This is a genomic window from Dyadobacter sp. HNCC25DJ186 (assembly GCF_056895235.1).
Genome location: NZ_JBXHAS010000005.1, coordinates 172,857 through 197,692, shown reverse-complemented (window position 1 = coordinate 197,692; position 24,836 = coordinate 172,857). Strand labels below are relative to the sequence as shown.

General features: G+C 39.5%; 28 protein-coding genes and 1 tRNA gene. 10 read left to right on the top strand and 19 right to left on the bottom strand.

What is annotated here, in order from left to right:
• Positions 1 to 245: 245 nt before the first annotated feature.
• The 10 genes from AC1XUO_RS16860 to tgt all read right to left on the bottom strand — a co-directional run bounded on the left by AC1XUO_RS16860 (position 246) and on the right by tgt (position 11,700).
• Positions 246 to 1,082 (bottom strand): SDR family oxidoreductase, encoded by an 837-nt coding sequence (locus tag AC1XUO_RS16860; protein ID WP_483330941.1) that lies wholly within the window; start codon positions 1,080 to 1,082, stop codon positions 246 to 248.
• Positions 1,079 to 2,044, bottom strand: a complete 966-nt coding sequence (locus tag AC1XUO_RS16855) for a Gfo/Idh/MocA family protein (RefSeq protein ID WP_483330940.1) — start codon at positions 2,042 to 2,044, stop codon at positions 1,079 to 1,081. The genes AC1XUO_RS16860 and AC1XUO_RS16855 overlap by 4 nt, the downstream gene beginning before the upstream one ends.
• Positions 2,041 to 2,766 carry an acylneuraminate cytidylyltransferase family protein gene (locus tag AC1XUO_RS16850; protein ID WP_483330939.1) on the bottom strand — a complete coding sequence of 242 codons (726 nt, stop codon included), beginning with the start codon at positions 2,764 to 2,766 and terminating at the stop codon, positions 2,041 to 2,043. The genes AC1XUO_RS16855 and AC1XUO_RS16850 overlap by 4 nt, the downstream gene beginning before the upstream one ends.
• Positions 2,763 to 3,644, bottom strand: coding sequence for an N-acetylneuraminate synthase family protein (locus tag AC1XUO_RS16845; RefSeq protein WP_483330937.1), 882 nt, complete (start codon positions 3,642 to 3,644; stop codon positions 2,763 to 2,765). Before AC1XUO_RS16845 ends, AC1XUO_RS16850 begins: the two co-directional genes overlap by 4 nt.
• Positions 3,645 to 3,671: 27 nt before the next feature.
• Positions 3,672 to 6,092 (bottom strand): GumC family protein, encoded by a 2,421-nt coding sequence (locus tag AC1XUO_RS16840; protein WP_483330936.1) that lies wholly within the window; start codon positions 6,090 to 6,092, stop codon positions 3,672 to 3,674.
• 4 nt (positions 6,093 to 6,096) lie between these two features.
• A complete protein-coding gene (locus AC1XUO_RS16835; protein ID WP_483330935.1) occupies positions 6,097 to 6,831 on the bottom strand; it encodes a tyrosine-protein phosphatase in 735 nt (244 codons plus the stop codon).
• A complete protein-coding gene (locus tag AC1XUO_RS16830; protein WP_483330934.1) occupies positions 6,831 to 7,586 on the bottom strand; it encodes a polysaccharide biosynthesis/export family protein in 756 nt (251 codons plus the stop codon). The genes AC1XUO_RS16835 and AC1XUO_RS16830 overlap by 1 nt, the downstream gene beginning before the upstream one ends.
• A gap of 47 nt (positions 7,587 to 7,633) precedes the next feature.
• Positions 7,634 to 8,740, bottom strand: coding sequence for a UDP-galactopyranose mutase (gene glf / locus AC1XUO_RS16825; protein WP_483330933.1), 1,107 nt, complete (start codon positions 8,738 to 8,740; stop codon positions 7,634 to 7,636).
• Positions 8,741 to 8,887: 147 nt separating this feature from the next.
• On the bottom strand, positions 8,888 to 10,342 hold the full coding sequence (locus tag AC1XUO_RS16820; RefSeq protein WP_483330932.1) for an OmpA family protein: 1,455 nt from the start codon (positions 10,340 to 10,342) through the stop codon (positions 8,888 to 8,890).
• Between the two features lie 224 nt (positions 10,343 to 10,566).
• A complete protein-coding gene (tgt, locus tag AC1XUO_RS16815; protein WP_483330931.1) occupies positions 10,567 to 11,700 on the bottom strand; it encodes a tRNA guanosine(34) transglycosylase Tgt in 1,134 nt (377 codons plus the stop codon).
• Positions 11,701 to 11,815: 115 nt separating this feature from the next.
• Here tgt and AC1XUO_RS16810 point away from each other — a divergent pair, with 115 nt between their 5' ends.
• From AC1XUO_RS16810 to AC1XUO_RS16765, 10 genes are all read left to right on the top strand, one after another.
• Positions 11,816 to 12,946 (top strand): glycosyltransferase, encoded by a 1,131-nt coding sequence (locus AC1XUO_RS16810; RefSeq protein ID WP_483330930.1) that lies wholly within the window; start codon positions 11,816 to 11,818, stop codon positions 12,944 to 12,946.
• Positions 12,937 to 13,557, top strand: a complete 621-nt coding sequence (gene rsmG / locus AC1XUO_RS16805) for a 16S rRNA (guanine(527)-N(7))-methyltransferase RsmG (protein WP_483330929.1) — start codon at positions 12,937 to 12,939, stop codon at positions 13,555 to 13,557. The genes AC1XUO_RS16810 and rsmG overlap by 10 nt, the downstream gene beginning before the upstream one ends.
• 41 nt (positions 13,558 to 13,598) lie before the next feature.
• Positions 13,599 to 13,880, top strand: coding sequence for a hypothetical protein (locus tag AC1XUO_RS16800; RefSeq protein ID WP_483330928.1), 282 nt, complete (start codon positions 13,599 to 13,601; stop codon positions 13,878 to 13,880).
• An 85-nt stretch (positions 13,881 to 13,965) separates the two neighbouring features.
• Positions 13,966 to 14,039 (top strand) — tRNA-Asn (locus AC1XUO_RS16795).
• 296 nt (positions 14,040 to 14,335) lie between these two features.
• Complete coding sequence (locus AC1XUO_RS16790) at positions 14,336 to 15,298, top strand: hypothetical protein (protein ID WP_483330927.1); 963 nt, start codon at positions 14,336 to 14,338, stop codon at positions 15,296 to 15,298.
• 383 nt (positions 15,299 to 15,681) lie between these two features.
• Positions 15,682 to 16,032 carry a hypothetical protein gene (locus AC1XUO_RS16785; protein WP_483330926.1) on the top strand — a complete coding sequence of 117 codons (351 nt, stop codon included), beginning with the start codon at positions 15,682 to 15,684 and terminating at the stop codon, positions 16,030 to 16,032.
• The gene (locus AC1XUO_RS16780) at positions 16,019 to 16,489 is read left to right on the top strand and encodes a hypothetical protein (protein WP_483330925.1); all 471 of its coding nucleotides are present in this window, start codon (positions 16,019 to 16,021) and stop codon (positions 16,487 to 16,489) included. Before AC1XUO_RS16785 ends, AC1XUO_RS16780 begins: the two co-directional genes overlap by 14 nt.
• Before the next feature lie 267 nt (positions 16,490 to 16,756).
• Positions 16,757 to 17,251 (top strand): Panacea domain-containing protein, encoded by a 495-nt coding sequence (locus AC1XUO_RS16775; protein ID WP_483330924.1) that lies wholly within the window; start codon positions 16,757 to 16,759, stop codon positions 17,249 to 17,251.
• Complete coding sequence (locus tag AC1XUO_RS16770; RefSeq protein ID WP_483330923.1) at positions 17,208 to 17,744, top strand: hypothetical protein; 537 nt, start codon at positions 17,208 to 17,210, stop codon at positions 17,742 to 17,744. The genes AC1XUO_RS16775 and AC1XUO_RS16770 overlap by 44 nt, the downstream gene beginning before the upstream one ends.
• A 52-nt stretch (positions 17,745 to 17,796) precedes the next feature.
• Positions 17,797 to 18,249: a RidA family protein gene (locus tag AC1XUO_RS16765; RefSeq protein WP_483330922.1), complete on the top strand. Its 453-nt coding sequence runs from the start codon at positions 17,797 to 17,799 to the stop codon at positions 18,247 to 18,249.
• Here AC1XUO_RS16765 and AC1XUO_RS16760 read toward each other — a convergent pair.
• The 9 genes from AC1XUO_RS16760 to AC1XUO_RS16720 form a co-directional block, all read right to left on the bottom strand.
• Positions 18,246 to 19,727, bottom strand: a complete 1,482-nt coding sequence (locus tag AC1XUO_RS16760) for a cryptochrome/photolyase family protein (protein WP_483330921.1) — start codon at positions 19,725 to 19,727, stop codon at positions 18,246 to 18,248. The genes AC1XUO_RS16765 and AC1XUO_RS16760 overlap by 4 nt on opposite strands.
• Positions 19,714 to 19,863, bottom strand: coding sequence for a DUF2256 domain-containing protein (locus AC1XUO_RS16755; RefSeq protein WP_483330920.1), 150 nt, complete (start codon positions 19,861 to 19,863; stop codon positions 19,714 to 19,716). Before AC1XUO_RS16755 ends, AC1XUO_RS16760 begins: the two co-directional genes overlap by 14 nt.
• Positions 19,864 to 20,505: a flavin reductase family protein gene (locus AC1XUO_RS16750; protein WP_483330919.1), complete on the bottom strand. Its 642-nt coding sequence runs from the start codon at positions 20,503 to 20,505 to the stop codon at positions 19,864 to 19,866.
• Positions 20,506 to 21,609: an FAD-binding domain-containing protein gene (locus tag AC1XUO_RS16745; protein WP_483330918.1), complete on the bottom strand. Its 1,104-nt coding sequence runs from the start codon at positions 21,607 to 21,609 to the stop codon at positions 20,506 to 20,508.
• A 12-nt stretch (positions 21,610 to 21,621) separates the two neighbouring features.
• Complete coding sequence (locus tag AC1XUO_RS16740) at positions 21,622 to 22,059, bottom strand: hypothetical protein (protein WP_483330917.1); 438 nt, start codon at positions 22,057 to 22,059, stop codon at positions 21,622 to 21,624.
• Positions 22,060 to 22,136: 77 nt separating this feature from the next.
• The gene (locus AC1XUO_RS16735; RefSeq protein WP_234647295.1) at positions 22,137 to 22,490 is read right to left on the bottom strand and encodes a hypothetical protein; all 354 of its coding nucleotides are present in this window, start codon (positions 22,488 to 22,490) and stop codon (positions 22,137 to 22,139) included.
• Positions 22,491 to 22,573: 83 nt separating this feature from the next.
• The gene (cobC, locus tag AC1XUO_RS16730) at positions 22,574 to 23,116 is read right to left on the bottom strand and encodes an alpha-ribazole phosphatase (protein WP_483330916.1); all 543 of its coding nucleotides are present in this window, start codon (positions 23,114 to 23,116) and stop codon (positions 22,574 to 22,576) included.
• A complete protein-coding gene (locus AC1XUO_RS16725; RefSeq protein WP_483330915.1) occupies positions 23,101 to 23,892 on the bottom strand; it encodes an adenosylcobinamide-GDP ribazoletransferase in 792 nt (263 codons plus the stop codon). Before AC1XUO_RS16725 ends, cobC begins: the two co-directional genes overlap by 16 nt.
• Positions 23,893 to 23,916: 24 nt before the next feature.
• Positions 23,917 to 24,810, bottom strand: a complete 894-nt coding sequence (locus AC1XUO_RS16720) for a carbon-nitrogen hydrolase family protein (RefSeq protein WP_483330914.1) — start codon at positions 24,808 to 24,810, stop codon at positions 23,917 to 23,919.
• Positions 24,811 to 24,836: the final 26 nt, after the last annotated feature.

Below are 24,836 nucleotides of genomic sequence, written 5' to 3'. Positions count from 1 at the left end.
CGGGTTACAAGGAAAATTGACACTTAACAATGATATATTTTTAGGCTCAAATTCCGGAATTTCTATCGTATTTTGAGAAACAGAATCCGGACTTCCCGGGAAACACAATAGATAAATTTCAAGATTTTCAAGCTCATTCAACAGCGTCAGATGGCTCGTTTTGAATGATGCTGCGCCGGAATGATTGAAACTGAAAGGTGATTCATCAGAAATGAACAAAAGTTTTTGCATAGCCACATTCAATTTTACCAGGCAGTCCAGCCGCCATCAACAGTTAATAACGAACCTGTCATATAACTCGAAGCGTCAGACGCAAGAAAAGTGAAAGGGCCAATCAATTCCTCGCGCTCACACATTCGACCCAACGGAGACAACTTTGCGAAATTTTCAAGAAATATTTCGTCATGGTCGTTGGCTATTCCATGCGGAACTATGGCATTGCAGCGGATATTGTCATGAGCATAAAAGGTTGCTAAATATCTCGTAAAGTTTGGAATAAAAGATTTGGAGACGACATAGTCAACGGGCTTAAATTGCGGTTTTTGATCACCATAATCATACAAACTTTGGTTCGGAGCTACGACGGAATATGTTGAAGCGACGTTGATAATATTTCCAAAACCTTGTTTCATCATAACCCGGCAGACATGCTGCGTGATCAGAATTGTCCCCGTAAGATTTGTTTCTATAGATTTTTGAAGGAGATTAAGGGGATAGTTTTCAAACCGACTTTGATTTACTGACCCTGGATGTATTTTGTCAAATTTGGAATCTATCGCAGCATTGTTAATTAATACATCAAGTCTTCCGAATTTTTTCAGAATGGCATTTATTGCAGTTTGGCAGCTTTCTTCATTGGTAATATCCAATTGTTGCAACAAAAAACGATCTCGGTTAAAACGACCGGCAAGCAGATTTTCAAGATCACCTTGTTTTTTAATATTAATGTCAGCAAGTATTACACGCGCACCTTGTTCCAGAAACGACATGGCAATCGTTTTTCCAATCATACCCAAGGCTCCTGTAATCAGAATTATTTTACCATCAACTGATAGTGAACAGTGTGTGTTATAATTTATCATGATTGACAGATTGATATGATTTGTTCAGATGCTTCAATGGATTTCAAGGCTGTTTCGATGTATTTTTCCTTTTGGATTTGGTGGAAAAAATCGAGTATCTGTGTCTCAAAAAGTTGATTTCTATCAAAGGCGGGAAGCGACTGCGTAGTCGTTTTTCCACCCGAAAAAGTGATCAGTTCAGATTTATGATAATCCAGTTCCATAAACCCTTTCTCAAAATCGAACCGATACCAACGCCTGGGAATTCGGTTATGAAAATCGAGGTGACATTGAGCCGTAATTTTATTTTCGTAGTTTATTAATATATCCGCAGCACATTCCACATCAAGCTCAGGCATCTGCTGATCACTTTTAGTTGTCTGCCAGGTTCCGACTGGCGAATTTGCGAGCCAGTTTAAGAGATCAATATCATGGCTTAATGTCAATGCTGCTCCTCCGCCGAAATGTTTGCGTGCAGCATACGATATCCGATAATCTTCCCATGGATGCCAGTCGGGCAAATACTCGCTCCAACAGGATTCCATGCTCAATAATTTGCCCAACTCACCAGCATCGATTGTTGCTTTCACTTTTTGCAAATAGGGATGGTAACGCAGCATGTAGGCAACCTGAATGTAGGTTTTGTGATGTTTAACAGCTTGTTTAAGTTCATCAAAGCCTGCCAGATTATTTGACAAAGGCTTTTCAATTAGTACAGGAATTTCCAGTTTCGAGCAAAATAACGCTTGCTCCAGGTGCTGGGAGGTGGGTGTGCAAATAATTGCTGCGGCGGGTTTTATCAGTTGTATTTTATCAATTTCTGTAAAAATGGAAACTGTATCTGGCTCAATAACTCGAAAAGGCAGTTGACGCTGCCGATAAACCCAGATGTTACTGAAACCTAGTTTTTGGAGTATTGATATATGTTTTTCCCCAATGGAGCCAGCACCCATAACCAGAATCGGATCTGTTTGTTTGATCATGGCTGAAACTTTATACAGTTGTAATTTCGTATTGCATGTTCCGCCCGCTCAAAACTGGATAAATCGTCGATATCGACAGCAAATTTTTGCTCAATGATATAGGGAAGAATTTTTCGTCCTGACATGGAGTGGTTTTCAGTAATCGTTTTTGTTTTGATGACATCCAGGGTACCCGTTTGCCAGTAAACGACAGGCAGGTTTTGTCTGGGCTGATTGTAAGGCTCAGGGTTTTGTTCGGTCCTCAAAAGAGGTTTGATATACTGATCCTCATTGATCTGCCACATTTTGTATGGCGTGTGAAATGCTTCCGTTACAAATCTCAGACTGTCAGCTGACGAGTTTTGTAATTTTTGAATACTGTCATGAATATCGGACGGGAAGCGGATAGGAGAGGTTGGCCTCAACTGCACAACCAGATCAGGAGAATAATTTTCATTTTTTTTCAACCATTCGAGCGCATGAACAAAAACTTCCAGATCTGTACTAAGATCTAGCGCATACCGGGCAGGTCTTATGAACGGAACTTCGGCGCCAAATCCTAAGGCTATTTCTGCGATTTTTGGAGAATCTGTGGACACGATAATCCTTGATATTAAAGAAGAATCCAGTGCAGCTTTGATGCTGTATGCGATCAAAGGATAACCGGCCAGCAGTTTTGTATTTTTTCCGGGAAGTCCTTTGCTTCCTCCTCTTGCCGGAATAATTGCCAGAATTTCCGTCATGATACACGAAATTTAAGCTTTTCCAGCAGTGGTTTTTCGACTTCCAGTATATCGCTTTCCTTATAATTTAATGCCTGATAAGTGTGATGCAGGTCACGAACCAATTTCTGCAAACCAGGCACTTCCAGCGATGCCGCATGGTCGGTACCTTTCCAGGTGCGGTCTTTTGTAAAATGGCGTTCGATCCATTTCGCTCCGAGCGTATATGCCGCAACATCGACCGCAATGCCCAGGTGATGGCCGGAGAAACCTATTTCTTTTACTCTGTTTTTGAAGTAAAAAATTAGTTTTCGAATTTCCAGCAGGCAGACATCAGAAAATCCCACAGGGTAGCCGGACGTACAGCTGTATAATACCAGGCGATCATTTGCCTGATCTTTTTCTTCAAAAATCTGTACGATAGACTCAATCTCTTTCCAGGTTGTCATCCCAACGGAAATGTGAACTTCACCCTTATATTGATCGCGGAGCAGGGACAACATTTCAATATGATTATTGCAGGCCGCGGGTACTTTGATATATTCAGGATAGAGATTTATAATTTCTCTGGCAGAGGTAACATCCCAAACGGAACATGCGTAGCCGATACCAAGCGATTCTGCGTAAAGTTTTAGTTCAGCATGTCGGTCAATTGAGAATTCCAGTGCGTTTCGGTGTTCGCCATATGTCGGGCCGTAGGCATGATAAGCTACCGGATGCGGAGCATGAAATTGTTTCTCAGACAGTAATTCGGTCACATTCCGTTTCTGGAATTTAACATAATTGGCGTTACAATCCCTGGCCAGACGGATCAATTCCTTTGCAATGGAAAATTCCCCCTTATGGTTGCAGCCAATCTCGGCGACGATTTTTGGTTTTTGATACTCTAAATAATGCATAGCCCGTGTGTGTCATAAAATCGAATTTTACCTGGTTACGTTAAGTATTTCCCTTATTCTTTTCAGTTTACCCATCTTCTGTTCATTTGCCGGATCATTGGCGTAAGCATAGTCGTAACGATCCTGACTATATCCCTGATAATTCGTTGAAGATGAAGTGATAGGGCTATAAAGTTCATCCGGGTAAAAGTCGTTCACGAGCACCTTAATATTATCGGCATCGTAATCTGCGGCGAGTTGTGAAGGGAATTTATATGCTTCCTGTTCGGAATACAACCACCTTAAAATAAATAATACCAGATGACTTTCAGTAAGAAATGGAATATTGTCTGACACCAGTCCAACCGGAGCAGTATCGAGAATGACGTAATCATATTGGCTCCGGCAATAGCTGAGCAAATTCTGAAACCGTTTTCCCTGCAATAGCTCAGCCGGATTAAACGGCGGAGGGCCGGCTTGAATATAATCCAGATTTGAAATCACAGAAGTTTTAATCGGTTTCCCGGTATCTGTTTTTTGTAAATACAAACTAAGTCCATCCTGATTGGTGTCATTAAAAAACTGATGCAGTTTAGACTTTCTGAGATCGCAACCAATAATAATTACCTTTTTACCAATCTTGGTAAGCGACAAAGCGAGATTGATGGAAATAAAAGTTTTGCCTTCGCCAGCCTTTTCGGAGGTAATAAGTATTTGTTTTCCAGGTTCTGGATGAATGTCCTGATTGAGTTTTAAAAAGCTGATTCTGGTTCGTAAGGCACTCACAGATTCAGAAAAAACCGATCGATCCGATATCAAAGTGTTTAGGTTATGTTGTGGTTGCTTGTCTTGCCCGGAAGAAAAATGATGAATCAATCCTAAAAAATTTACAGAATCTGATTTTAAAATCAGATCGATCCGGGTGAATTTTCGGTTAAAAACACGGGTAAAGAAAATGGAAGACAGGCCAATGAGTAATCCGACGAAGATTGATATTGTGATGATTTGTGTAGGTTTGGGCGAAACTTTTGCTACTTCCAACAATGTGATCACCCGGAAAGACGGTAGCATGCCTGCCCGCACAATCGAAGATTCAATTTCTTTATTGAGCAGTAATGAATAAATGTTTTTGTTTACTTCAAAACTGCTTTGCAGATATATAAAATTCTTTTCCAGCGCAGGAATCTGATTAAATCGCTTTTTAAGTGAGACAATATTGGCATCCAGAATTTTGAGTATACCGGCATTTTTTTGTTTTTGAAGTGCAATATTTTGCAGAATCTGTATCCGAAATTTCGCCAGTTCTTCATCCAGATTTTTTACGGCCGGTGCCTTGGAACTATACTTGACAAGCAAGTCTTTTCTTTTGGAAATTAAAGTATTAAACTGTTCTAAAAGGGCAATCAGGACACCGTCTGTGGTTCCGTCCAGGCCGACAGAAAGATAGTCAACAGGTTCGAAGGTATTTCCGAGATTATTTTCCAGCATTGAAATATAAGCTTTCTGGATCTCGGACTCATTCCGCCGTTGATCCAAATCTCTTGTTTTTGCAGCAATGTCACTGGCTGAATTGCTGATGTCAAGCACTGCATTTTTCTGCTTGAATATTTCCAGAGCTCTTGCCGCGTCTTTTAATGCCGAAGCGTACACTTTGACCTGGTCATTTATGAAACGTAATGTCAGGTCTGAGGAGCGCTGTTTTTGCCGGAGGTCATATTCCTGATAGGATTCCAGAAGTTTCTCTAGAAAATCTTTGGCAAATGGTTTGTTATGATTTTCAAATGCAAGTGTCAAAACCGGCATTTCTTCTTCTACTTCAATAAGGTCGATATGTTTAATGAATTCCCTGGCCAGGGCGGTCGGATTGTTAAAGACAAATTTGACTTCGTATTCATGCTTTGGATTAACTTTTTCAATTAAAAATGTTAACCCCGGAACGTTGTATACCGTGCCTGCTTTAATTTTCTTTTGGTAAGAGGCCTCGTAAGAAAGTTCACTTTCCCGATCAAGAAGAAATATTCCATTGGTGAATTTTGATGGATCAAAATAGATGACTTTCAGCTGAAACGGCTTTGCAGGATAAATGTCAATTTCCCTGAAATCTTTTAGCCGATAAAATGTAAAGGGGTTATCAAGTTTATTTAACGCAGTTTCGACAACTTCCTGCGACTTGACATTGTATTTTTCCGTGAGGTAATCGGCACTTCCACTATTAATCAAAAACGTAGGTTCTGAGCTTGTGATTTCGTCTAGCTCAGATTGTTTGTTCAGATATTTAAGATTGATACTCGCGACATATTTCGGAGTGATCAGCTTTAAATATAAAAAACAAAGAATTCCAAAAAACAAAAGTGATCCTGCCACCCAATACCAGCGGCTAAGAATCACTTTGAAAACCTTTTGAATATCGAGGGAGTCAGAGTGATTTAGAAATTCTTCAAAAAAAGCACTGTCATTCCCTTTATTCATACGATTAGTCGGATTGTAAAGTATGATTCAGCAGCTTCATATCCTTCAAGCTTTCGAAGTAAGGATTCTCAACTGCTTGTTTTATATACTTATACTGACCAATCCGGTGAAGGTCACTTCCCAAAGCTCCGATCCAGCCTTGTTGAATCAATTTTTCAGCCATAAACTGTTCTGTGGGGCCATAGGCACCACCAATGGAAAGAATATTTATTTGAAAAATTACATCCAGTTCATGTATTTCGTCATATCGTTCAGGGTTATCATGCCACGCCCGATATCTTTCAGGGTGAGCAACGACAGGTTTATATCCTTTCAAGATCATTTCTTTCAAGATGTCCGGAAAATAAGACAGATCGTGTCGTAAAGATGTTTCAACAAGGACGTGATTTCCGGCAAGAGGAAGTATTTCTCCCTTGTCAAGCAACGTCAGGAAGTAATCGTCAGCAAAATATTCTGCGGCGTATTGAATCGTTAAATCGGGATATTTCTCGTTTGTTACCTCCGTAAGCTGCATCCAGGCTTTATGAATTGATTCCTGTGTATTTACAAAAAAATCCATGCGTATGTGCGGCGTAGCGATAATTTTCCGGATACCGGCACGATAATGTGCGTCAATTAATGCCAGACTATCATTAAGATTTTGAGCTCCGTCATCAATCCCGGGCAAGACGTGCATGTGCAAATCCAGTCCAAGTGTTTGTAAGATTTCAGAATCAGAATCTATAATTGCGGGAATCATTATTTTGTAAGATTTATAACTAAAATAGCCAGATTGAGTGCTATCAGTATGGGTTGAATGAGTATGAGCTTTCGGGATAATTTCACCGATCGCATGCCTTCCCGGGAAGGTGGAATGTAAATGATATCGTTATTATAAACGATAAGATTCATGATTCTCGGGTCGCCGAGCTGTTGAAAATCGTATTCGATAATTTTTTGTTCCTGCCCATCGCCACGGATTATTTGAATTTTTTCATCAGCTTCATTGAATTTAATCCCGCCAGCTTTTGCCAGGACTTCACCCAGAGATTGTGTTTCTTTATCCAAAAGGACAATACCCTGTATATTACAAGCTCCTAAAACTTTGACTCTCAGATTCGTTATCTCAATTTCAAAAATGGGATCTTTTACTATGTCCCGATAAAGGCTCGCCAAAGAATCGGCCAGTTTGCTGCGAGTTAATCCTGCAACTCGAATTGTACCAATTTCAGGTAGTTTTATCGTGCCGTCCTGATGGACGCTCGCAGCATAACCATTTTCTGAACTTTGTGTATTTTGCGTTTTAACAGGATCGGGAAATAGCGACGCAGACCAGTTCAGGTTGTTAATTAATAATTTATCACCAGATTTTATTAAGTACGCTCCCTTATCTTGTTGAACAGGATTGTCAGTAAAAGTCTCTGAGATAATGCTCGGAAAATTCCGGTTGGAACTACATCCGAACGCAATTACCAGCAACAGCATAGCTGCGCTGGTAGCGAAAAAAATCTTCATAAGTAATCGCCCGGGGGCTTTATAGTGTGTGTGTTATTTTTTATGCTTTATTCGCCAAAATGAACGCTTACTTTTTTCAATGCAGAACCAATAACCTGGTGCATATCATAGTAGCGGTATTCAGCCAGGCGGCCTCCGAAAATTACATTTTTTTCGTTTGCTGCCAATGCTTTGTACTGACTAAAAACGGCAGTATTTTTATCATCATTTACCGGATAATATGGTTCACCACCCTTCGTCCATTCTGATGGATACTCATGAGTAATAACCGTTTTTGGCTGTGTGCCAAACTCGAAATGTTTGTGCTCAATAATTCTGGTAAAAGGCGTTTCTGCGTCAGTATAGTTGATTACAGCGTTTCCCTGATAATTTTCCTGATCCAGTAACTGGTTATCAAATCTTAAACTGCGGTATTCAAGTAAACCCTGACTGAAATTGAAGTATTCGTCGATTTGTCCTGTGTAAACAATTGTTTCAGCAAGCGCACTAAGTTCTTCGCGATTGGCAAAAAAATCTGTGTCGAGTCTGACTTCAATACCTTCTAATAATCCCTCTGTCAGTTTGTTGTAACCTCCAATTGGAATGCCCTGATACTTGTCGTTAAAATAATTATTATCGTATGTAAAACGGACCGGAAGCCTTTTGATAATAAAATCAGGAAGTTCGGTTGCTTTTCTTCCCCATTGTTTTTCCGTGTAACCCTTTATCAGTTTTTCGTAGATATCGACACCTACCAATGAAATGGCCTGTTCTTCCAGGTTTTTGGGATCTTTAATTCCTGCCTCTTTCACCTGCTCCTGAATTTTCGCCTTAGCTTCTGCCGGAGTACGCACCTTCCATAACTGGTAAAAGGTGTTCATATTAAAAGGCAGATTGTAAAGTTCGCCATTGTAATTTGCGACCGGAGAATTCGTGTATCGGTTGAATTCCACAAAAGAATTTACATAATCCCAGATATCCTTATCGTTCGTATGGAAAATATGTGCCCCGTATTTGTGTACGTTAATCCCCTCAACATTTTCGCAGTAAGTATTTCCACCTGTATGTGTGCGTCGGTCAATAACCAGACATTTTTTACCTCTTTTAGTAGCTTCATGCGCAAAAACAGAGCCCCAGAGCCCTGCACCCACTATAAGATAATCGTATTGTGCCATGCGTAAATTAATATGAGTAATTTTTATTGAAGTGATTGTGTGATTTCCTGTTTGATATAAAAAACTAATACCAACGCAAATCTAGTGATTAGAAATAAGAAAGGCTCCCATCGGGAGCCTTTCTTATTTCTTGAATTATTTTATTCCTTATGGAAGAAGTTTCAATTCTACACGACGGTTTTTCAATAGACCATCACGTGTTGCACCATCAGCGATTGGTTTGAATGAACCGAAGTAATCAACGATTACTTTACTTGGATCTTTCAGGCCACCTTCATTGATAAGGTAGTTTTTCACTGCATCTACACGACGGCGAGAAAGTGCCATGTTGTAACGATCTGTCGCACGACGGTCAGCATGACCAGCCAATTGCAGACGGCATCCGTTTTTATTCATCAACATTGCAACATTTTTCAACATTTCCTGGAATTCAGGTTTAAGAACGTTTTTATCTGTATCAAACTGAACGTTTGCGAAGATTTCGCTGCAAGCTGCTCCTGTTGCCAATGCATTTTTCACGTAAGTGTCAAAGTCAAGAACACGACCGCTACCATCTACGATACTTCCTGCTGGTGAATTTGGCTCTTTATCGAAGAAGTCAGAAACACCGTCACCATCTGTATCAAGTAACAATCTAGGATCGATATCTTTCGGACGGTTTGCTTTTGCAACTGAGTCCATTTCTTCAAGTGTAAGGATTTTAACAGGCTTCAACAACACTTTTGGGTCTGTGTAGCGAAGGTGGTAGAATCCATCTTCTGGCTTGTAAGCCCATTTTCCGTCTTCTTTCTTAACTTTAAGTGGTTTTTTACCAAGTTTGTAAGTAAGAACAACAGAACCGTATCCATAACTATCCAATTCAGAATTTCCTCTACGAGAAGTTGGTGCATCTTTGATAGCATTCAAATCAGCATTTCTGTCGTAGTCACCACCCCAGGTAGCATCAAGATAATCAGAATTTGTATAGTTCAGACGGAAGTCAAGACCAAGATCCAAACGAGGGGTAAGTTCATAACTTACATTAAGACCTGTTGGAATGATCCAGTCATTTTTCTTACCAGTTTCGCGAACCAATGGGCGGGTTCCTGAAAGATCAAATGCTTCCGAATCATAAAAGATTTGGCCAAAACCAGCATAAGCATCCACTTTCCAACGTTTCATCTTGTTAGGTCCCATCAAAAGACCTTTAAGGTTAACCGTTCCTGAAAGAGATACATCCTGATAAGTTCCTTTAAAATAACGGTTGTAGTTACGGCGTTTCATACCTTTCAACGTACCGATAGATCCGTCAAGACGAGCTCCGAACCAATATGAAAGTTGTTTGTTAATCGTAATGCCTCCTTGAAAAGATCCTGATTCTTTGCGGCTGTCGTCGCTGTCTTTATTAACAGGCCAGAAATCATATTCTCTCAAATCACCGAAAAACATTGATGGCCCACCATGAATCGCGATAGACCACGTGTTCATTTTGTAAGGTCCGTCATACGTAGCTTTTGGATTGTAATCCGGAGAATTCGGTTGCTCTAAGGGCTGCGCAATTGACGGCAAAGCCATCAATGACCCCAAGGCAAGCGAACAAATCAACTGGGATACTTTTTTCATACTATTCAAGTTAGCGTTATTAAGATTAACTAGGATTGATCGTTAATAATCAATTTATAATAAAAACAATATTTTTTCGTGGCCAGATATTCCCTTATCAAAATGCCTAGTGGGCACAAAATTAGGTTAACAATATCATTTTACCAACCTCAATTTTCGAAATACAGCAATAAAACTGTAATTAAACCAAAATCTTTTCGAAAGAAATGTTCTTTTTCTAACTTTCAAAGACGTTGCATCAATTTTTTTTCAATTTCTTTCTTCCAGGTTGTGAAACTTCCTTCTATTATTTTTTCTCTGGCTGTATTAACCAGCCACAAATAAAAAGTCAGGTTATGAACACTTGCAATTTGAGCTCCCAGCATTTCCTCTGATTTCACCAGGTGACGAAGGTACGCTTTAGAATAGAATGTACTCACATAACCACCCAGATTTTTGTCTATCGCAGACATGTCATCTTTCCACTTTTCATTCTTAATATTTATTATGCCTTCGGTAGTAAAAATCATGCCATTACGCGCATTCCGGGTCGGCATTACACAATCGAACATGTCTACACCCAGTGCTATGCATTCAAGGATATTGGCAGGCGTGCCGACGCCCATCAAATATCTTGGTTTATCTTTCGGCAGAATATCGCAAACGACTTCGGTTAGTTCGTACATTATCTCTGCAGGCTCGCCCACCGACAATCCTCCAATTGCATTACCTTCTCTTTCATAAGAAGCAATAACTTCCGCAGATTGTTTTCTAAGATCTTTATACACACTTCCTTGGACAATCGGGAACAATGTTTGACTATGTCCATACAAAGGTATGGTTTCATCAAAACGAGTACAGCACCTGCCAAGCCAGCGGTGGGTCATTTCCATTGAATTTCTGGCATAAGTAAAATCGCAGGGGTAGGGTGTACACTCGTCGAAAGCCATGATAATATCCGCACCGATTGTACGTTGTATGTCCATAACGCCTTCGGGTGTAAAAGTGTGTATCCCACCGTCAATGTGTGACTTAAATACCACACCTTGCTCGTTGATTTTTCTCCCCGTGCCTGCCAGAGAATAAACCTGATATCCACCGCTGTCGGTAAGAATTGGCCTATCCCATCCGTTAAACTTGTGTAATCCGCCGGCCTTTTCCAGAATATCAAGTCCCGGACGGAGATAGAGATGATAAGTATTTCCTAATATTATCTGTGCTTTAATATCTTCTTTCAACTCACGTTGATGTACAGCTTTTACCGTTCCAGCGGTACCAACCGGCATGAAAATCGGCGTCTGGATAGTCCCATGGTCTGTTTCCACAACACCGGCTCGTGCTTTTGATTGTGGATCCTGAGTTTGTAGCGTAAACTTCATTAATGTAATATAAATTTTGAGTCTGCAAAAATAGGTGGAAGGGGACAAACAATCCTGACAATGACTGTATATTTGTAGCATTACATATGGAAAAATTTTACAACCCCTCTTTATCGTGACGGATTCTCTACTTTATGTGCTTTGCGCATTTGTTCTGATTCAGCTGTTTTATTACCTTTTTATTTTCACGCGTCTGGCCTTTTACGGAAAGAGTACGAACTATGGAAGTGATTCACCTGGTGTAACAGTGCTGGTTTGTGCCTTGAATGAAAAGGAAAACCTGATGGAATTGCTGCCGCTTCTTGATGCGCAGGAATATCCGGAGTTTGAGGTGATCCTTTTAGATGATAGGTCGGACGATGGCAGCGAGGATTTTATGCGTGAAAATATTCATAGCTGGAAACATATCCGATATATCAGGATCAATGACGAGTTTAGTCATGTCACACCGAAGAAATATGCCTTGACGGTTGGGATGAAGCAGGCAAAATATCCGATTGCGCTGATGACCGATGCAGATTGCCGTCCAAACTCGGTGCATTGGATCACCGCTATGGCTTCCCAGATCAGTGAAGAAAAGAATATCGTAATAGGATTTTCCCCTTATGAGAAAGAATCAGGATTGTTGAACTGGTTCATACGTTGCGAGACATTTTATACCGCAGTTCAGTATCTCTCTTTTTCCCTGGCAGGGTTGACCTATATGGGAGTTGGGAGAAATATCATGTATAAGAGACAAGTGTTTTTTGAGAATAAAGGATTTTACAGACACCGGCATATCATGGGCGGGGATGATGATATTTTTTTGAATGAGGTATCAACTAGCACCAATACAGCCATAGCCATTGAGCCCGAATCGTTTGTTTATTCCAGGCCAAAAACGACCTGGGCGGGTTGGCTGAGGCAAAAGAGGAGGCATTTGGCCGTTAGTCAGTTTTACAGAAAGCGAAATAAAATGATGTTGGGCCTTCTCTCATCTTCCCATGTTGCGGTTTGGTCCCTTGCTTTTCTGATATTGGGTTTTGGCTTATTTAACAATGATATTTTGCTTCTTCAGGAATTAGGAGTCATTGTAGGAATTCGCTGGATTGTTCAGTGGATACTCTTTTTTATTATCAACAGAAAGCTTGACCGTACCGTCGAGTGGTTTAGTTTTCTGTTAATGGATTTTGCATTTTTTATTTATTATGTCTTCTTCGGATTTTTTGTAATGACAAGAAGAAAACCTCGAAATACATGGAATTAATCTTAAAATATTTTCCTGACCTGACAAAAACGCAGATTGAGAAATTTACGAAGCTGGAAGAATTATATCAGGACTGGAATTCGAAAGTGAACGTGATATCACGACAGGATATTGATACCTTATATGAACGTCACGTTTTGCATTCTTTGGGAATAGCGAAAGTATTGCAGTTTAAATCTGGTACTTCCGTGCTGGATGTAGGAACTGGAGGTGGTTTTCCCGGAATCCCGCTGGCCATTATGTTTCCGGACGCACAGTTTCATCTGGTCGACAGTATTGGGAAAAAGATCAGAGTTGTTCAGGAAATAGCCACCGCCCTGGATTTGAAAAATGTAAAAGCGGAGCAGGTCAGGGCAGAAAAGCTTGAAGACACTTATGAATTTGTGGTAAGTCGCGCTGTAACCCGTATCACACCATTTGTTGGCTGGGTTCGTAAAAATATCAGTCGTAATTCTTTTCATTCGCTGAGGAACGGTATTTTATACTTAAAAGGAGGTGATCTGGCAGAAGAGCTGGCGGAGTTGAATATGAAAACACGCACATACGAGCTTTCTGACTATTTTACCGAAGAATTTTTTGAAACTAAAAAGGTAGTATACGTACCTTTGTGAGCATATTTTAACAGCGTAAACTTTTTCTAAAGACAATACATATGAATGAGCGTTTTAAAGCCAGCGGGCTAATGAATCCAATGTTTCCGGATGAAGTAACATTTGGAGAAAAGGGAGTAACTTTTACGGTGAAAAAACTTTTCAGAAGTACAGATAATTTCGTTTTCTATTCTGATATCTCAGGTGTGGAAATTGAAAATAGTATGATCTTTTCGACGATTCGGGTTATCCCACGGATGCGTCCGGAAATAATTATAAATAATTTTTCAAAGTCAGATGCTAAGAAAGTCAAGGAGTTAATACTGCAACAGGTTCAAAGCTAAAAAATATTTTTGTCTGAGACTTGCGTCATATTTATCGAACCGCTATATTTGCACCACAATTCAGATACACAATCGGATTTGAAATTCCTGAATAGCTCAGCCGGTTAGAGCATCTGACTGTTAATCAGAGGGTCGTTGGTTCGAGCCCAACTTCGGGAGCCCTGAATGACAAGCACTTATCAAATTTTGGTAAGTGCTTTTTTTGTTCATTTTAATTTTAGCCGTTTTTGAATGAGATAATGGATATTTCATATTGGCCGGCGATAAGGAAACTACTACTAAGACTTGACTTCCTGAGCCTTATTTGAACCAGATGAACCACCACCAGAATCAGAGCGGTTTGGTCCGGGTTTAGATAGGAATAATAAAAGGATTTTATAGTTTATCGGAAACAGTGGGCTAGGTCTAAGACCTTAATGTTTGAAAATTAATAAAATATTAACTGATAAAAGTTTATGGCAATTACATACTGGGTGGGATCTTCCAATCATGGTCACATAAGTAACCCGCAAAACATGTTGAAGGATTTTATTCAGCAAAACTATTGGGCTACCGATATAAACTTGAAAAATCGGCTTAACAAAAATATTTTAGCGGCGTTGAAGGCCATTAAAATTAATGATCGGTTTTCTGTTAGCAGTTTGCGAAACAGATACCAGGAGGTTGATGTAAAAGTTACGGGTACTGTAACAGGTATCGATGACGCTGAGAATGGAAGACTGGAAATTGCCTGGGACGAAAATCAGGATTTATATTCAGGCGTTATACCGCTGGGAACTAAAAACGAAAACTGGCACCAGACACTTTTCCAGGTAACTACTGCTGACAATATCACGCTGATCTTCCCGGATTCGATGATTAACAAAAAAGCAGCGCGTATATCATCGAATGAGCTTGAATGGAAACGCCCGTCAGGAATGGTTGGAAAAGGTACTGCGAAGGATTCACAGGAAGCGCAGTTTGGTTATGGACTTGACGAATGGCTTTTTGATACCAGCAAAGTTATAGATGGATTTCATTATGGCTTCCTGGAACCTATCCGTAAAGGGCAGGCTGCTCATGCCAATAAAACATATCCGGTTTGGTTATATTCAATCCATGGGATAACAAAAAAACATTACTGGATCGGTGAGATTAAAAAGGCAATCGTAATTGATGAGGCTGAGTCTGCTTTGATTAAGGAAAAATATCAGGAGCTGGGCTGGCTTAAACAAATGGAAGGTGAGATAACTTCTTCCGGCGCGAACGCAGAAGGTTTTTCAGATTTGGCCGGATACAACTTGTTCAATATCAAATTCAAACCTGAGGATTTGATCGTCAATAAAGAAGTTGTTGAATTGGCAGATACGCATCCTGTAAACAAAATCAAAAAATATGCGCTGACTAACTTTACCGAGGCTTTTATAGTTGGTAAATAAGCGGATTGTTCACAAATACGTAAGATGAAAATATTTCAGTGAAACTGGATTCATTTTTGGATATTGTTAAAAATATAATATTGCTTAAGTAATGATTTTGTTACCTTGTACTATTAATAAGATGTTATACTATAATATGGATCTAAGAATTTATTAGATAATTTATCTAATAAACCAATGTTTCGTAGATAAGAAAATTAAAATAAGCTCAATAATTCATTATTTTAAGATTTAATACCTTAAAATAATTGCTTAGGAATAATAATTAATAAACAATTGTTTATAACATAGAAACGTTACTAACTTACGTATAATTATTACATCAGGGATTAGTAATTAAAATAACTTGGTACAGGTGCTGTACCGTAAAAAACACAAATATCATGTCAACTAAAATATTTAAAGCAAAAAACCCTATCAGGTTTAAAAGCGAAAAGGTAGAGGCATTGGAAATTGCCAGTAAATATTTAATAGAGGTGATTGAAGAATTTTCCGAGGAAAGAGGATTAACTGAGGAGCAAAAAGATGAATTGAAAGAGTTAATTTTCAAAGTATATATGGAAAAAAGAGCCAGTTATTTCTTCGAACAGAAATTTCACTCGATCTCTTCATATTTCACAGACTCTTGTGAAAATTTGTTTAGATTATCTAAGTCGGAGGGTAATAGTAATCATGTTTATGATTATATATATGTAAAATCTTCTAAAGAGCTATTAATGAATGAGCAATATTGAAGCAATTAATTCGAGTGAAGATGATGATTCCGAGAAATCAAGTTCTGGTGTTAAAAGAACTACGAGAATCTTTGACGAGTTTGAAATGTTTGCAAGGCAAAAAACACCTAAGAATGCTTTTGAAATAGGCTCTTTATCTCCAGAGCATCAGTCCCGTTTGCTTGATATAATGGAGAAAAACGAGGACAATGCTCTGACTTTTCACTTGAAGAAAATGGAAAGTTTAGAAAAGATTAAGTTAAAAGAAATAGATTCTAGTACTATCACTCACAGGACGTTTAGAACCATCATTGTTTTATTAATTGCGGCGGTACTATTAATTACGATATTAATTTTATACAAAGTACCTAATCATTTCAGTACATGGCTTGGATTTTTAACCGGATTAATCGGTGGGTTTGGTATAAGTAAAGTTAAGTTAAGAAAGGATGAGCCAATTCAAAATCAAGAAGAATAGCTAAACCTGAAATTGTCACGTTTAAGTAGTATTCAATTGTCGCGATGGATAATTGAATACTACTTTTTTATTGTCATAACGTGTCGCGTTGACTCGATTTTTATAGTTAATGTATTAATATTAAGCGAATTATAGTAAAAAACACATAGTATTTTTCTGCACTTTCCCTTTTTAATAATTGTTATTGTGTTTAGATTGCAAAATAATTTACGAATTTAACTTTCGTTATATAATGAATAGTTTAGCCCGCATCTAATCGTTGCCATTATGATATCAGCAGAGATTGTAGCAAAGGAATTTGTGCGGATGGGTTCTTCATCAGAAAGCCCGGTGACACAAATGAAATTGCAGAAAATGGTCTTTTTTGCACACGGGTTACATTTGGCTCTTTATGACACGCCTTTATGTAGCGAGCCGTTTTTTGCCTGGAAATTTGGTCCCGTTATTCCTTCGATTTATCAGCTTTATAAAAAGTGGGGGAGCAGCCCCATTATTGACCAGCCTGCTACTTTTAAAATTTCAGAAGCTTCCGCGGTTTCTGAAAGTTATACCTTATCTTCAACCGAAACTGAAGCCATTGAGTATACCTGGGAGATAACTAAAAATCTTGATGGCGTAACGCTTTCTAACTGGTCGCATGCCGCCAATTCGCCATGGGCACAAGCTTATGCAAAAGGTGAAAATACAATAATTTCCAACGACGTTATTAAGGAATATTTTGAGCAAAATCTCATCAGACAATCCATCCGCGCCCAGTCCTGAGCAGATCGTTGCGCACGGGATCCAGATGGTTCAGGAAGCGGGAAATGAGAGCGGAACTAAGGAAGCGAATTCGGTAACAACAGAGATGTTGCTTCAGGAACTCCGCAATTTACAGGAAGTCCGGCATCTGGATAAAGAAAAAGACATATCGCTTCAAATGCAAATTGCCCAGTTGCAGGGCATAATTCAGGATATCAGTGAAAGAAAAAAATATGCCGCCCGTATTTTTCAACTGGTGGCTACCTTCCTTTTCATCGTTATTTTTATTGTCTGGCTTCATGGCGTCGGGGAATTTTATTTGGTCAATCCCTTTTACGGCGGACCTTTAAAAGGGCCGGATCATTTCGAGTTTTCTTTTCAACTTTCTGATACTGTGATCGTAACTTTACTGACGACCACAACGGCCAATGTGGTCGCGTTTTTTATCCTTGTAACGAAGTATTTATTCCCGAATGCAGCAGGACTCAGTAAAGGCCCTGATCAGGTTAGTTGATACCAACTTCCCGGAAGAATTTAAATTTATGTCCTACTAAAAATAAAAATTAATGCTTGTTTCAAGCGGTATAAAAGAACGCAGTGTCCCAAACCCGGGAGGGTCTTATGTTGCTGTTAATGTAAGAGGAACTATTGCCTACGTTGCGATCCAGTTTCCAATTGATAAGGGGGATTTACGGTATCCCGGAAAACTTGGTGCGGAGGTTTCAACCATAGAAGGTTATCAGGCTGCCCGAATTGCTGCAATGAATGTTTTAGGTCAAATTGAAAAACATCTGGGTTTTGAAAATGTCGAAGGCCTGAACCATATCGACATCTATTATGCAGCAAGTGGCGACTGGAACGAAGCGCCGAAAGCTGCGGATGGCGCCTCTGATTTATTTCTTGAAATTCTTGGGGAGGCGGGAAAGCACACACGTGCTATTTTTGGCGTCGAAAGGCTGCCAAATTTTGCTTGTATTGCGATCACCGCATCATTTACAATGGGGAGAGAGAATTCTTAGTCCAGCGACGTCAAAAATGTATGTGCAGTATTTAATAACCTTTTCTGTTTCTCGGTTTCCATTTTATCAAAACTGCCGACAAGCATTCCCAGTCGTGGATTTTTTGTGAAAAAGCTGCGGTGCACGTGCATAAAACGCCAGAAAAGTGAATCCCAGATTTCCTGCCAGGGACCTTTTTCATAATTGCTCATTTTCATGATATAATTACTTCCGGCAATGTAAGGTTTTGTTGAAAGCATTCCGCCGTCGGCAAACTGGCTCATCGCATATACATTCGGGACCATGACCCAATCGTAGGCGTCGATAAACAATTCCATGAACCATTGGTAAACATCGTCCGGGTCGAATTCACATAATAACATGAAGTTTCCTAGAACCATCAATCGTTCAATATGATGACAATATCCGCGCTCTAGAACTCGTTTGATCGTCTGGTCAACAGGCTCGATTCCGGTTGTGCCGTCATAGAAAGATTTCGGTATTTTCCGGGTGAAATTCCAGTAGTTTTTAGTTCTTGCCACAGAACCATTTCGTTCATAATATCCGCGCATAAATTCACGCCAGCCGATCAGTTGCCGGATAAATCCTTCGGTAGTATTTAACGGGATATCATGTTTCTCAGAATAATCCAGTGCCGCTTTAATAATCTGATCGGGCGTTATTAATCCGATATTTAACATCGGCGTAAGCACACTATGATGCAGAATACTTTCATTCTTAACAATAGCATCCTCATAAGGCCCGAACTCTTGGAAACGATCATCCAAAAACGCTTTAAGCCATGTTTGGGTCGTTTTAAAGTCCTGCGGGTAAAATGGATCTGTGGTCAGATTGCCGAGATTGTCCTTGAAATGTTCCTGAACATAAGTTTTTGCTTCTTCGTAAAACGGGGTTGTTTCAGGGTAGGCGATATGCGGCGGTTCCTTTTTTCGTGGATATTTTTTGCGGTTATCTACGTCATAACTCCAAGAACCACCAACAGGCTCATTTTTATTATCAACTAAAATCTGACGTTTTTTTCGCTCCTGGATATAAAATTCTGTCTGGAAAAACCTTTTCTTTTTGTCATGAAAAAAAACGCTCAGTTCTTCCTTACTATTCAAAAACAAAGGATTTCTATATTGAATTATTTCGATTTCTGCTTTGGTGGAAGCAGAGATTAATCGCTGTTCAAGCCAGTTGTCTGTCGGATCAATATAATGTATCGTTGTGATTTTTTTGGTTGCCAGTTCCGGTATCAATTTTCGTATATCAGAAAGCGGATCAATGGCTTCAATATAATGTACTTCCACATTTTTTGCTTCGAGGTAAGCGGCATAACATTTCATGGTCGCCCGGTGAAATGCGATTTTTTGTTTATGGAATTTAAACTGATTGAAATACAACTCCTCTTCCACCAGATAAACCGGAAAACCATTTTCAGCGATCGGACTTTTTTCAAACAGCTGATGGGGAAAAATGATATTAACTGTTTCCATGAATTTTGTTTTTATTTCCCCGGCATTTATCGCTGCAATACTTTACCTCATCCCAAACTTTTTCCCACTTTTTACGCCAGGAAAATGGCCTGCCGCAAACGACGCATATTTTTTCCGGCAGGTGTTCTTTTTTCATTTAGTCGTTTTTTGAGAAATCGGGTAATGCGCTCGGTCTTGCATAAGGAAACTTTGCTATTTTTTCCAGTTTGTAATAAGTATTTAATCCTGAAATTCCGACATTATTCGGCTTGCTCAGATCAATTTGTCCCTGATCGTCCATCGCCGTATCCGGGATGATCAGATGTTCAACTTCACCAATAATCAGAACCGTTCCATTGAGCTCAATGGGAATTGTCTGAACAATTTTCATTCCCAGTTTTACCGTACTTTCCTTAACAAAAGGTGCTTTGTGGTCTGCAATAAATTCCTCCGTTAAAGCACACTTGTCAAATTCAGATTCATCACGTCCGAACTTTGCTGAAGTATAATGTGCCTGCTCGATAAAAGACTCATGAACGTGATTGATCGTGTAAACACTATTTTCTTTGATATTTTCAAAAGTATGCTGTCCGGCTTCACGGTCTGGTCTTAAAATAAAACCGATCAGTGCAGGATTGCTGCCCAGATGAATGACAGAACTGAAAATCGCCAGATTGGTTTTCCCATCGTTTGATATTGTTCCTATCAGATTCGCAGGTTTGATACCGGTTATCGAATTGATGATATTTAACCGTTTTATTTTTTCTGTATTTTGAATGTCTTCTTTTGTAAGATGCATTTAATGAGCGTTATATAAAGTAGAAAGTTCTTTTTTGCATTGTTTCCAAAATTTGAAAAACGAAGAATAATAACCGTTAACAGAAAACATCCAGTCGCGGCTTTCTTCTGTTCCTTTGTAATGAGCCGCGGTCGGATGTTCTTTAAAGTAGATATTTTCAAGCTGATATTCATTCCCCAAATCATCAAACTCACCGATATAAATCTGTAAGTTTTCGATGTTTTGACCAAGGGATAAAATAAAATTTATCGTTTTTTCTGATACCGGATATTTGGAAAAATGTGAAGGTTCAAGGAGCAAAATCCGGTTGACGTCCATATCTTTTTTCCAAAGTGGATCAAGATTGTAGAAATTGTAAAGTAGCGTTGGCTTTTGATTATCTATGGTCAAGGATTGTTTTTCAGGCAACGTGGTCGATAAAACTGGTGTCGTGAGTTCCTGCAAACTTTCAGGGATTTCTTTAAGCGGAAATGCGTCATAACCGGCGTCCAGAAATGTACCTTTTTGATCAGAATAAAAGAATTTGTTGATGTTTTCCTGATTTGCGAAATACTTGTTATTGCTGTTTGAGCCAGCCACCCATTGCCAGCTTAATGCATTACTCGCCCAGTCGCCATCGAGCAAATGATAATACAGCCATTTTGCGGAAAGCTTCCAGTGACTTTTTCCAATATTACAAACAATACTTGCAATGTATAATCGGAGATGATTATGAAGATATCCGGTTTCGTAAAAATCTGAAATTGCCTGATCAATGACTTCAATGCCTGTTTTACCTTCAATAATGGCTTTGGGAATCTGATGATTTCCAACATCGATCTGTGGTGTTTTAAAATCTTCATCAATCAGATTTCCCTTTTCAATCCAGATCTGCTGCCAGTAATCTCGCCAGGCCAGTTCCTGTATCAACCGTTCAATTTCCCATGGATTAAAACCGCGGTTGATCAAACTTGTAAAAACATATTTTGTCGAAATAACGCCGCGTGATATGTAGGGAGACAAACGGGTTACCGTGCCATCCTGAAAATTGCGCGTACTGCCATAAGTCGTAGGCTGGATGTTCTCAACCTGGTCAAGTATTTTTTTAAAATCTGTTTCGAACATCCAATTAATCTTTTATTCCGAAATGATGATATTCGGATCGCCTTCCAAAATCTTCACATGGCAGCAATCGTGGCCAATTTTATAAGCCCTTTTTACAATTTCATTGCCGTTTTTTATTCCTGTAAATTCAAAATCGGTACCGCATTTTTCGGTCATGTCCTTTTGCCCGTCAGCAAGTATCGGATATTTACCCACTGTACCTCTCAGGCTATCAAATTCGGCGCTTTTAAGATTTATTTTTTCTCCGGTCGATAATTTTGTTGTATAATAATCATCTAGACCGACGGGATTTCCTTTCTGATTTTTGATTTCTACTACTACTGAGCTATAAATTGCTGTACAATTACCACTTAATGAACAACTGCAAGGATCAGTAATTTCTACTACTTCTACTTTTTTGCAGTTGCTGGTAACCCAAATCAACAGAATAAATACGAAGATTCTTTTCATGGCTTATCCATTTTAACGTTGAGGATAAACCAAAAATAACTCAATTTAAGCAAGATTGTTAGAAAGATTTTACAGAATTATAAAACCACATGCCGGTTATATATTTTGTATTCCGGACAGCCGTCATACTTTACTGAAAGATCAATATCGACCCAGTCCCGGTTTAGTGCATTGATATAGGCACCGTAATAATCAGGGAATAAATTGGTGAGTATAATTACGGAATCAGGCTCCATGTTCAGCTCTTCGTGACCAAGCTCGTTAACAAAATAATAACCGGTACAAAGTCCTTTTGATGTTTCAAATTCAATTTTTACGTGACTGCCCACTACCTCATGCTGCACAACTTCGACCGCAATTTCCTCTCTCAAATCTTCAGCCGTTCCCAGCGTTTCTTCCTGATCACCTAAAATATCAATATTAGTATCCATATCCGTTGTTTAAGGTAAATGTCGAGTTTGATACTTGCCTTAAAAAGTTATACCCGGAGTTGAAAATGGTGTAAGATCAGCGATTAATTGATTTCGGAAACCTTGGGAATTTTGATCGTAATAACTTCTCCATAAGCCACTTTAATATCAAAAGCGTTGACCAGTTCAATGTCTCGAAGATGCGCAAGAATTAATCGTATAACGCCTCCATGTGTTATAACAACCGTTTTCTTATGATCTGTTTGTATCAATTCAGACCAGAACGATAAAACCCGCACAGACATTTGTCGCATACTCTCACCGCAGGGAACGACAACATTCACAAAATCATCCATCCAGATCTGCAAGTCCGATTCATTAACGGTATCCCAGGTTGCACCTTCCCAATCGCCAAAATTGAGCTCAGTAAGGCGGTCATCAATGATGAAAACGGGATTTAATTTTTGTGCTAATACAGTACAACGTGTGGCAGGACTGGAATAAATAATATCCGGATTCTCGGGAAGTTTTGTTTTTATAATTTCAAATTCTGCAGGGAAAGTATCTTCCAAAGCAACATCCAGCCGACCGTAAATAAGTCCGGGCGAAAGGGAAGGCGTCGTATGCCTCACTAAATAAATTTCCATAAAACGGCGGAGAAGAAGTAGAAACCAATTTCACAGACCTGTTGTGTTGCACCGAGACAGTCGCCGGTATACCCACCGATCCATTTTTTGAAATAACGGGCAAGCAATATTTTGATCAGATATAGGAGAGGAATCACCATTAATAATGCCGGTTGATTTAAAAGAAAACACAAAACAAGAAGTGGAAATATAGCAAAAATAGCGGCGATGAAAAGTGTGTTTCTGCTCCCAACTTCTGCTACCGGTTTTGATTTGCTATCATCGGTAAACCGGACGTATGTATGCGTAAAAATCATCGTCACAGCCATAAACCGGCTTAAAGCATGGGCACTTATCAGCGTCAATAAAACCAGAAAGGAATGATTTTGAATATGTGGGATTAACGCTTTTATCAACGAAAATTTTAATCCCAGCAACAGAATAAGCCCGACAACGGCATAGGTCCCGACGCGGCTGTCTTTCATAATTTCAAGAATTTTTTCCTTTGTCCAACCACCCCCAAAACCATCACAGGCGTCAGCAAAGCCATCTTCATGAAAAGAGCCGGTTAATAAAATGGACGAAATCATGGAAAGAATAATGCCGGTGGAAAGGTCGATCAGATAAGATCCAAGCAGCAAAAAAATACCAGAAGCAAACCCGACAATCCAGCCAATTAATGGAAGATACCGAGTCGCTTTATTCATGTCATCCGGATTGTAACCAACCCAGGCGGGAACGTGGAGACGGGTGTAAAATTGAAGTGCCGTAAAAAAAAGCCTTAGTTCCTGCTTCATAAATTTGGATACAGTGCCGGGGGATTATATCGATTTACGGATGATATTGATTTCTTCATTTTTGAAGCCAATATGCAAATGCTGATGATCCTTAAAATTGAAAACCTGACCGGTATCCCGAACCGTTTTTAATCTAGTGAAATCAAGCTCCTGAATCAACCAGCCTTCTTTTTGAGGTGCCAATGTTGAAATAATTCCATCTTCCGGCATATCATTGTCTGGTGTGGAGTAAAAAGCGGCAAAGCCATAATTTATGTCCACCGCCGGCGACCAGAGTGCATTGTCAACCGTTTGCGAAACAACAGCATAGGCCTGATTTTCCATCGCCCGAGCCCGCGCTCCGATATGTACGCGCGTGGCACCGCGAAGGGTTTCGGTACAACTCGGCGCCAAAATCAGTGAGGCACCCATTGAACATAACAATTGCGAACCCAGCGCAAACTCAATATCATAGCAAATCTGAACGCCAAATGTACCCCAGGAAGCTTCGAAAAGTGTCAGAATCTTGATACCGCTTTGAATTCCCCATTCTTCATTTTCAAAACGGGTCATGAAAAATTTATCCTGATAACCGGCTAATCCTTGGGAAGAAAAAACAAAAACACGGTTAACATTTCTTTCATCCTCAATTACAGGGATGCTCGGGGCAACAATAATGACGTTATATTTTTTTGACAATGCAGCGAAGGCATTGCAGAATTTATCTTTCAAAGAGTCAAGCTCAATGACCTGGCGGCGGATATCGTTTCTGATTTCGTCTGAAAAAATACTGACCAGTTCCATCGCGCCATATTCCGGAAAAAGTAACAGTCCGGCATTTTGGTTCACAGCTCCAATAACCCAACGTTCGATATGTTCACGCCAATTGTCAAATGTGGCATGTTCAGTAATAGGGTAATTGGCGGAAGCGATGATCATAATGGGTTCGATGTGTTGGTTATCAA